Here is a 7,793-nt window from a genome sequence, read left to right as displayed (position 1 = left end):
AGACACACTTCTTCGGCGCTCTTCATCCAGGATATCTCCTACCGTAAAAGAATCGAGGACGAACTCGCGCGCGAGCGCGAGCTGCTGAACGCAGTCATGGACTCGATCGACGTTGGCGTTGTCGTATGCTCGCAAAGCGGGGAGGTTACCTACTTCGGCCGCGCCGCGCGGGATTTGCACGGCCTGCCCGCCGAGACCATTCGGCCGGACCAATGGGCGTTGCATTACGACCTGTTCACGGCAGACGGCAACGGTCGGCTTCCAACCCGAGCAAATCCCTCTCTTTCGTGCCCTGGAAGGCGAGGTGGTCAAGAACGTCGAGATGATGGTCAAGCCAAAGACCGGCGGCCAGCACTTCCTGTTCGCGAGCGGTCGCGCACTTCACGCGCAGGACGGCAGCAAGATTGGTGCCGTCATCGCCATGAAGGACGTTACGGACCTAAAAGACTCCGAGCGGAGGCTGGAGGCAAGCGAACGGCTGCTACGCACGATCGCGGACACTCTTCCGGTGCTGATCGCCTACGTCGATAAGGACTGCCGCTATCAGTTCGCAAACGCCACCTACGAGAAATGGTTCGGCATCGCGGCGGCCGACTTGATCGGCAAGACCGTCGAGGAAGCATTCGGACGAACCTTTTACCAGGAAGCAAAGACCGCACTGCAGCGCGCGCTGGCGGGCCAGCTCACAAGGTTTGAGTGGCAAACATCCAAGCAGTTCGGTGCGCGCTACATTGAACTCATCGGCATCCCTGACACGAAACACGGTGTGACCGAAGGGGCGTATGTTTTGACGTCCGACATCACGGCGATAAAACGACATGCAGAGGAACTCAGCCGGCTCGCACGAAGCGATACGCTGACCGGCCTGCCGAATCGCAGAAGTTACGAAGAACGCCTGGAAGAAGCACTGCAACGCAGCAAGAGGACCGGGCGGGGCCTGGCGCTGATGTTCCTCGATATCGACCACTTCAAGCAGATCAACGATACGCTTGGCCATGCCGGCGGCGACGCCGTGCTGCAGGAATTCAGCCGTCGATTGAAGGCGTCAGTCCGGACCACGGACATTGTCTCGCGACTTGCCGGCGATGAGTTCACGGTTGTGCTTGAAGGCCTGGAGAACGCCAAGGAAGCGGCGCTCGTGGCAGGCAAGATCATCAGTGCGTTCGCGGAGCCGGTGCAACTCGACCGCGGCACCTGGGCGGTCTCGACCAGTATCGGCGTCACGTTTGTCAAAGGCGATGACATCGATCCGCAGACGCTGAACCGGCAGGCGGATACGGCGTTATATCGCGCCAAGGATAACGGCAGGGGGCAGTGCCTTCTTCTGAGTAGCAGGGGAGGCGCGAATGGCGTCCCACCGGCGTTATCCCATCCCGCGCCGCGCGGTGCTCGTCCACGGTGCCAGGGTGCTCAACGACCGGGTCGAAAACTGCACGTCTTGAGCGAACCGTGGGCGGGGTCGCCGAAGCTGGCGTTCGAGCAGGTGACGGGACCCGTGAATACCTTGGTCACGTTTTCGGTTTCGGTACCGTAACGCACGCGATTGGTGCCGCTGAGCTGGCAAATCGCGCCCTCGCCCGCGCAAGGCGTCCAGGCGCCGGCAGCCACGGTTTTCCGGGCCGCGGCCGGCGCCGCCGCCGTGATCGTGCTGGCATAGCTGCAGGTCTTGGCGACGCCGTGGATCGGGTCGCCGAACACGGCGGTCGTGCACGGCGTCGATGCCGGTGATCGTTTTCGACGTGTAGACACCGTTGGCGCCGAAGCGGACTTCGCGGGTGCCGCTGAACGTGCAGGTGGCGCCTTCGTTGCCGCAGGCCGTCCAGGTGGTCGCCGTGCCGGCCGCGGCCGCGGTGCCCGTCGCTTCATACGCGCCGATGTCGAGCTGGCCCGTCACCGGGACGTGCTTCACCGTTGGCGACCGTCTTGTATTGCGCGACCGGCGCCAGCGACACGCCCGTGGCGGACTTGCCCGGGTCGGAACCGGCATCGATCACGAGCGCGCTGGCGGTCGGATGCAGGTCGTACGTTGGCACGGTCGACGAAGCCCGGCGCAACGCCGAACGGTAGTTGGTCTTGTCGATCGTCGTGGCCTGCGTGCTGAACGTGCCGACGCCCGCAAAGATGTTGTTCTGGATCAGGGCCGGGGTCGGAACCTTGCCGCTGACGAACAGGAACGTACCGCCGCTGCAAATCGTTCAGGAACGTGTTGTTGACGACGTACAGGTCGCTGCCGATGATTGGTCGCGCCTTCTTCGCCGTAGGCCACGATGGTCGGATTCTGAGTTCGACGGCGGGCTGCTCGATGACGTTGCCGATGACGTAGGACGTGCCGGCGTTCGGCAGGTCGATCTCGTAGCGACGGCTGGCCCGCGGCCGTGCTGCCTGTTTGGCCCGGCGATTCGTGCTCGAGAAGCGGCTGTACGACGATCATGTTCGTCATTGCGCGCGACTTCAGGTCGTGGCCGACGTTCGCATCGTGCGAATAGTTGTAGCGGAAGGTCAGGCTCTTGACCTTGCCGATGTACAGGTTGTGCGTCTGGCCGGCGCCGCCGAAGCCGTTGTGCCCGAACTCGGTGTATTCGATCAGTATGTCGCTGTTCTCGTTGCGGTTGCTGAGTATGCCGTTCTCGTTATCGTGCAGGAAGCTGTTGCGCAGCGTGAAGTTGGTGCCTTCCAGGCGCAGCGCCGCACCGTTCTGGTCGGCCACCTTGGCGCCGTACATCTCGACGTTGTCGACGACGACATCGTTGCCGGCGACGACCCAGGTGCCCTTGCCGCTGTTTTCCTTGCCGGCGGCGTCGATTTGCGGGCGGCCGTTCACGCCGCGGATCGTCAGCTTGTTGCCGGCGATCTTGCAGGCGTCGCCCTTGTACGTGGTGCCGCCTTCGATCTCGATCGTGTCGCCGTCCCGGGCCGCGGCGATGGCGGCGCACGGTGCGGAAAAGGTTTTACCGGGGCCGACGGACAGGGTGGCGGCAGACGCGCTGCCGATGAACACTGCGGCCAGCGACATGGCTGCGATCGAGCCGGGCAGGGTGGGTGTGTTATGCATGGGCTGGAGAATATCACCGCGTGGTGTCGGGCGTCGAATGCGAAACGGCTGACGGAATGTGGATAGACAATTCTCGGCCAAAAGCGGCCGCTGTGACTTTGTGTGCATTATCGGGCTGCCGAACCGTGTACGCTGCGGACTTCAGTATTTTCGGAAGCATGATGAAGAAGCGTTTTTTTCAGAAGCAGTCTATCGGATTTGCGCCGCTCGCCTCGGTGCGTGACTGGGCAATCATCGCCGTCATCGTTGCGGGCATCCTGTGTTTAAGAGAACTGGTTTTGCTGTTTTCACTCATGGACCGGGAGGACTTGCAAATCACATTGATCGGCGCATGTTTCGGCATGCTCCCGTCAGTCTTGATGTGTGTGCCGGTGCATGGTGTCGTCGACGGACTGTCACGCGATGCGCTTCGATCCTTCCTGGAGTCGATGAAATTCATTCGGCTTGTCGAACAAGACGGCACCCGGCTCTATACCCAGAACACACCTTCCTGGATGCGCTGGGACTCGAACCGCGTGGCGGTCAGGCCGCTGCCTGACGGGCAGTTGGGTGTGACGATGCCGATTTACTGTTATTGGACCTTGACGCGGCGGCGCTGAGTCGCAGCCCCCGCTTTTTTTCTTGACGAAAGACGGTCCGCTCGGTACACAATGGTTGCCATTTCGACCGCCTACATGTCATGACGCCTCTACCTCCCGCTTTCCAGCCCGTCGCGTGCGACGATCCCGGCGTGTACCGCACCTTGCTGGAATCGACCAGGGCGATCCCGTGGCGAATCGACTGGGCCACGATGCGCTTTACCTACATCGGTCCGCAAATCGAAGCGCTGCTGGGATGGAGCCCGGCAAGCTGGCTGTCCGTGAACGACTGGGCCGATCGCATCCACGAGGAAGATCGCCAAAAGACGGTCGATTTCTGTGTGGCGCAGTCGCAGCGCGGTGTCGACCACGAGGCGGACTACCGGGCCGTCACGCGCCAGGGCGACTATGTCTGGATCCGGGACGTGGTGCATGTGGTACGCCGCCCGGACGGCAGCGTCGACTCGCTGGTCGGCTTCATGTTCGACATCACGGCGCGGAAACAGGCTGAAGACAAGATCCTGCAACTGCAGCGCGAGCTCGAGCTTCTGTCCTACCGCGACAGCCTGACCAGCGTCGCCAACCGGCGCATGTTCGACACGCTCTATCCCGTGGAGTGGGCCAAGGCGCGCGACACCGGGCACCCGCTGTCGCTCGTCATCATCGACATCGATTATTTCAAGCAGTACAACGATCACTATGGCCACGTGCAGGGAGACGAGTGCCTGCGACGCGTGGCCCAGGCCCTGGACGCGGCCGCGTCGCATCCGGGCGACCTGTGTGCCCGTCTCGGCGGCGAGGAGTTCGTCCTGCTGTTGCCGGGCACGGACGCGGAAGCCGCCCGCAACAAGGCCGAGCGCTGCCGCAAGCTGCTGAAGCAGGAGGATATTCCGCATGCCCGCTCGGGCGTCGGCCGGCTGGTGACCGTCAGCATGGGCATCGGCACCATCGTTCCCGGCGCCCAGGACGATCCCGGCGTCTTCCTCGACCGGATCGACCGCCGGCTTTACCAGGCCAAGTCCGCGGGGCGCAACCGGCTCTGCGACGTCGAGGCGTAGCGGTCCGATCGAACCGGCGTCCGGCATGGGTGACTTAACGACCGGATCGCAGAGACTGCGGGTTGCGAACGGCCGGGACTTCAGCTTCTCGCCTTGAGCCTCCGCCACAACGTCGTCCGGCTGATGCCCAGGTAGCGCGCGGCCGCGTCGCGCTGGCCGTCGAAGCGCGCCAGCACGTCGGCCACGGTGTCGCGCGCCGGGGCGGCGGGCGCCGGCGCGATCGCGGGCGCGGCCGGCAGCGCGCCGAGTTCCGGGGCCACCGACAGCAGGAACGCCGGCGTCAGCGCCTGCAGCGGCTCGGCCGCGAGGAACAGCGCGAGGCGTTCCATCAGGTTGCGCAGTTCGCGCACATTGCCCGGCCACGCATAGGACTGCAACAGCGGGGCGCAGGCCGCGATTTCCGCCGCCAGGTTCGGATGCGGCCGCGCGCTCAGCGCGGCGAGGGCGTTCTTGAGCGCCCATTCGGCGAGCGGCGGGATGTCGGCGCGGCGTTCGCGCAGCGGAGGCAGGGCGAGGCGCAACACCGCCAGGCGGTAGAACAGGTCGGCGCGGAAGCGGCCTTCGCGCACGCGCGCCTCGAGGTCGCAGTGCGTGGCGCTGATCACGCGCACGTCGATGGGGACCGGGCGCGTGCCGCCCACGCGCATCACTTCGCGCTCCTCGAGCACGCGCAACAGGCGCGTCTGCAGCGCGAGCGGCATCTCGCCGATCTCGTCGAGGAACAGCGTGCCGCCGTCGGCCGCTTCGAACAGGCCCGCGTGGCCGCCGCGGCGCGCGCCCGTGAACGCGCCTTCCTCGTGGCCGAACAGTTCCGATTCCAGCAGCGACTCCGCGATCGCGCCGCAGTTGACGGCGACGAACGGCCGGTTTGCCCCACGCCGCGGACTCTCGCGGTGGATGGCCTGGGCGACGAGTTCCTTGCCGCTGCCCGTCTCGCCCTGGATCAGTACCGTCGCCGGCGAGCGCGCATACAGCACGACGGTCTGGCGCAGCCGCTCCATCGCGGGCGATTCGCCGCGCAGGTCGGCGAGGCCGCGGCGCGCGCGGCGGCTGTCGGCGGCGGCGGCGCGGCGTCCGCGGCCGCTTTCGAGCCGGGTCAGGCGCGCCATCTCGAGGGCGTCGTCGAAGGCGCGCCGGATCGATTCGAGCGAGTACACGAAGACGGGCGTCAGGCCCGCTTCCTCGGCCAGGTCGACGATCAGGCCGGCGCCGACGATGACCTCGACCCCGGCCGCCTTGAGCTCGGCGATGCTGGCGCGCGCGTCGTCTTCCGTCACATAGGTGCGTTGTTCGACGGCGAGATTGAAGGTGGCCGTGAACTCGGCCAGCTCCGCCACCGGGCGCTGGTAGTGGACGAAGCCGATGCGCGCGGACATGCGCCGCGCGCGCGCCAGGGCTTGCATGACGTCGAAACCGCTCGCGGTCGCGACGACGACCGGCACCGACACGCGTCCCTTCAGGTACGCGGCGTTGGAACCGGCCGCGATCACGACGTCGCAATGTTCGGTCGCCATGCGCTCGCGGATGTGGCGCGCGGCCTCGTCGAAGCCCAGGTGCAGCGCTTCGATGTGGGCCAGGTGGTCGTAGTCGGGGGTGATGTGGCGGAACAGGTCGGACAGCCGCGACACCGACACCGTCCAGATCACGGGCTTGCCGGCGCCCTGGTCCGGCGCGGGCGCGGGGCGGGTGGGATAACTTCGATGTTGCAAGTGTAACCGAACGTGCAACCGGTGTTTCATCTTTGTTTCATGCTGAAACTGTTGGGCGTAAACATTTCCGCCTGCCGTAAGAATCGGGTAAGGCGGCCCACTTAGGATCGATATCAGCCCGTCAACCTGAACGGCGTATGACTAGAAAACGGAGACAAAAGTGGAAGATGATATTGTCCAGCGGGTCAAGAGCGACCCGAATTACCAGAAGCTCGTCCGGACCCGCTCCCGCTACGGCTGGATGCTGACCTGGGCCGTGATGATCGTGTACTACGGCTTCACGCTGCTGAACGCGTTCGACAAGGGGTTCATGGCCTCCAAGATCGGGTCCGGCGTCATGTCGTGGGCCGTGCCGCTCGGCCTGTTCGTGATCCTGTTCACCATCGCGATCACCGGCATGTACGTGCGCCGCGCCAACAACGAATTCGACGCCCTGACCGATGCCATCCAACGCAACGCCGCCGCCGGCAAGGAAAAGGTCCGCGCATGAAGACGACAACCCTCATCCGCAGTGCCGCCGCCGCGGCCCTGCTGGCCGCCACCGGCGCCGCGCTCGCATCGCCCGACCTGGGCCAGGCCACCAAGCAGGCCACCAACTACACGGCGATCGGCATGTTCGTCGTGTTCGTGATCTTCACCCTGTTCATCACCAAGTGGGCCGCCGAGCGCACCCGCTCCGCCTCCGACTTCTACACGGCCGGCGGCGGCATCACCGGCTTCCAGAACGGCCTGGCGATCGCCGGCGACTACATGTCGGCCGCCTCGTTCCTGGGCATTTCCGCCGCCGTGTTCGCAAACGGCTTCGACGGCCTGATCTATGCGATCGGCTTCCTCGTCGGCTGGCCCGTCATCACGTTCCTGATGGCCGAGCGCCTGCGCAACCTGGGGCGCTTCACGTTCGCCGACGTGGCCGCCTACCGCTTCGCCCCAGAAGCCGGTGCGCATGTTCGCGGCATCGGGCACGCTGGTGACCGTGCTGTTCTACCTGATCGCGCAGATGGTCGGCGCGGGCCAGCTGATCAAGCTGCTGTTCGGCCTGGACTACTGGATCGCCGTCGTGATCGTGGGCATCCTGATGATGGTCTACGTGCTGTTCGGCGGCATGACCGCGACCACGTGGGTGCAGATCATCAAGGCCGTGATGCTGCTGGCCGGCGCCACGTTCATGGCGTTCTCCGTGCTGGCCATGTACAACTTCAGCCCGGAAGCGCTGTTCGCCAAGGCCGTCGAAGTGCACACCAAGCATGATGCGATCATGGGCCCGGGCGGCTTCATCAAGGACCCGATATCCGGCATCTCGCTCGGCATGGCGCTGATGTTCGGTACGGCCGGCCTGCCGCACATCCAGGTGCTGGATCATCCAACTAACTCCTCCGTTTTAACCTTAGCAATACGT

Annotated in this window: 8 protein-coding genes and 1 pseudogene; 5 read left to right on the top strand and 4 right to left on the bottom strand. The window is 65.0% G+C overall.

What is annotated here, in order from left to right; genetic code table 11:
• Positions 1-180, bottom strand: a 180-nt coding sequence (locus tag ACWNCF_RS05270) for a hypothetical protein (RefSeq protein ID WP_449406288.1), incomplete at its 3' end; no start/stop codon positions are given.
• A gap of 124 nt (positions 181-304) precedes the next feature.
• Here ACWNCF_RS05270 and ACWNCF_RS05265 point away from each other — a divergent pair.
• Positions 305-1,534: a diguanylate cyclase domain-containing protein gene (locus ACWNCF_RS05265; RefSeq protein ID WP_449406287.1), complete on the top strand. Its 1,230-nt coding sequence runs from the start codon at positions 305-307 to the stop codon at positions 1,532-1,534.
• Positions 1,535-1,862: 328 nt separating this feature from the next.
• On the opposite strand, the gene ACWNCF_RS05260 is transcribed toward ACWNCF_RS05265, so the two are convergent.
• Positions 1,863-2,033 (bottom strand): hypothetical protein, encoded by a 171-nt coding sequence (locus ACWNCF_RS05260; RefSeq protein ID WP_449406286.1) that lies wholly within the window; start codon positions 2,031-2,033, stop codon positions 1,863-1,865.
• Positions 2,034-2,134: 101 nt separating this feature from the next.
• Positions 2,135-3,052 (bottom strand): hypothetical protein, encoded by a 918-nt coding sequence (locus ACWNCF_RS05255; RefSeq protein WP_449406285.1) that lies wholly within the window; start codon positions 3,050-3,052, stop codon positions 2,135-2,137.
• 20 nt (positions 3,053-3,072) lie between these two features.
• Between ACWNCF_RS05255 and ACWNCF_RS05250 the strand changes: the two genes are divergently transcribed.
• Both ACWNCF_RS05250 and ACWNCF_RS05245 read left to right on the top strand, forming a co-directional pair.
• Entirely contained in the window at positions 3,073-3,651 is a 579-nt protein-coding gene (locus ACWNCF_RS05250; RefSeq protein ID WP_449406284.1) for a hypothetical protein, read from the top strand.
• Between the two features lie 80 nt (positions 3,652-3,731).
• Positions 3,732-4,688, top strand: coding sequence for a diguanylate cyclase domain-containing protein (locus ACWNCF_RS05245; RefSeq protein WP_449406283.1), 957 nt, complete (start codon positions 3,732-3,734; stop codon positions 4,686-4,688).
• An 80-nt stretch (positions 4,689-4,768) separates the two neighbouring features.
• On the opposite strand, the gene prpR is transcribed toward ACWNCF_RS05245, so the two are convergent.
• Entirely contained in the window at positions 4,769-6,397 is a 1,629-nt protein-coding gene (gene prpR, locus ACWNCF_RS05240; protein ID WP_449406282.1) for a propionate catabolism operon regulatory protein PrpR, read from the bottom strand.
• A 160-nt stretch (positions 6,398-6,557) separates the two neighbouring features.
• Here prpR and ACWNCF_RS05235 point away from each other — a divergent pair, with 160 nt between their 5' ends.
• Positions 6,558-6,887 carry a DUF485 domain-containing protein gene (locus ACWNCF_RS05235; RefSeq protein WP_056447396.1) on the top strand — a complete coding sequence of 110 codons (330 nt, stop codon included), beginning with the start codon at positions 6,558-6,560 and terminating at the stop codon, positions 6,885-6,887.
• Positions 6,884-7,793: pseudogene (locus ACWNCF_RS05230) on the top strand (sodium:solute symporter family transporter); the annotation flags it as partial. The gene ACWNCF_RS05235 and the pseudogene ACWNCF_RS05230, both read left to right, overlap by 4 nt.

The sequence above is a fragment of the Massilia phosphatilytica genome (assembly GCF_977014125.1).
Note: the sequence above shows the minus strand (reverse complement) of the source record. Positions and strands in the feature narration are given on the sequence as shown.